The sequence below is a fragment of the Acetobacter okinawensis JCM 25146 genome (assembly GCF_000613865.1).
Lineage (GTDB): Bacteria > Pseudomonadota > Alphaproteobacteria > Acetobacterales > Acetobacteraceae > Acetobacter > Acetobacter okinawensis.
Genome location: NZ_BAJU01000106.1, coordinates 1 through 1,740 on the forward strand (window position 1 = coordinate 1; position 1,740 = coordinate 1,740).

At 58.3% G+C, this 1,740-nt stretch carries 1 protein-coding gene; it reads left to right on the forward strand.

What is annotated here, in order from left to right; translation table 11 throughout:
- Positions 1-1,575: two-partner secretion domain-containing protein (locus JCM25146_RS15895; RefSeq protein WP_025829277.1), on the forward strand; the 1,575-nt coding region annotated here is incomplete at its 5' end.
- Positions 1,576-1,740: the final 165 nt, after the last annotated feature.

Below are 1,740 nucleotides of genomic sequence, written 5' to 3' on the forward strand. Positions count from 1 at the left end.
ACTACAACCATTACCCAGTCCTCTGCGCGCGGGGTTATCAACTGGCAGGGCTTTTCCATCGGCGCAGGCGGTGCGGTCCAGTTCAACAATGGCAGCGGCGCGACCCTCAACCGGGTAACGGGCGAGCAGCTTTCCTCCATTCAGGGGCATCTGGGGGCAACTGGCACAGTGTTCCTCATCAACCCCAATGGGGTAGTGGTCGGCCCAAGCGGCACGGTGTTAACAGGTGGCAGCTTTGTGGCCTCAACCCGCGATACGCCGAACAGTGCGTTCATGAAGGGGGGCAACGTCACCCTGTCTGGCACGTCTTCGGGCAGCGTGACCAATGCGGGCAAAATTACCAGCACCAACGGTAATGTGGTGTTGGTGGGAGCTGCTGTCACTAACAGTGGCGAAATCAGCGCCGCAGGTGGCACGGCGGCACTGGTTGCGGGTAATCAGGTGGTGCTGAGCGAGGCGGATGGCCCCGCGGGCATCTATGTGGTGGCCGACAGCAAAGCTAAGGGCAACGTCACCAATACCGGGCGGATAAAGGCCGCCGCCGCCACGCTGGCCTCGGCCGGGGGCAATGTTTACGCGCTGGCGGGCAACCGCGAAGGACTGGTGCAGGCCACCGGCACCACAACGGTGAACGGACAGGTCTGGCTGAGTGCACCCCATGGTACCGTAACGGTGGAAAGCACCGTGCTGAGCGCCACCAATGCTGATGGCTCTGGCGGTGTCATCCGCGTCAATGGTGAGGCCGTAAGCCTTGGCGGTAAGGCCGTGCTGAATGCCTCGGCCAGCAAAGCCGGGCGCAAGGGCGGGCAGATCCTTGTCGGCACCGATAGCATGGGCGGCACCAATCTGGCCCGCCGCACCACCGTGGCCTCGGGGGCGACCCTGAAAGCCACCGGCCAAGGCAATGGCGCGGGTGGCACAATTGAGACCTCGGCGCATACGCTGGCAATAGGGGCTGCGACCGTCAGCGCCGGGCGGGGCGGAAACTGGTTGCTCGACCCTGATGACCTGACGATCGACAGTGCCGCCGCCAGTACCATCAATAGCGCACTAAACAGCGGTACCAATGTCACAGAACAGACATCGGCCACCACCGGATCGAACATCAACGGTGCGGGAACGAACAGTTCGGGCAGCGGAGACATTCTGCTCAACGCAGCCCTGACCTGGAACAGCACCGCCAGTCTGATCCTGTCCGCCTATCACTCCATCACCCTCAATGCCGATATTACCGTTAGCGGGGCAGGTAAGCTGACGCTGACCACCAACAACAATATTGGTGGCACTGGCACAGGGGATGGGACAGTAAACTTCGGCAGCGGATCGGCCATATCCTTTACCAATGCCGCCGCCGGACCTGCCCTGAACATTGACGGCAATGCCTATACCCTGCTTTCCCATGCAAGCCAGCTTTCAAGTATTGGCACATCCGGCTACTACGCCCTTGCTGCTGATCTTGATGCCTCAACTTGGCACGCTGACATCTTCACTGATCGCGAGCAGCGCTGCATTCAATGGCACCTTAAATGGTCTTGGTCATACCATTACCAACCTGACGATAAACAATCCCAATAGCGAATATGTCGGCCTTTTTGGACAAGTCGGTTCAGGTGGTATTTTGGAAAACATTATTCTAAAGAATGAAAATATAACAGAGAATGTTACAAACGGGAATAATTTATACATTGGTCTTCTTGTTGGCGAAAATAGTGGAACAATCACAAACGCACATGCACAGGG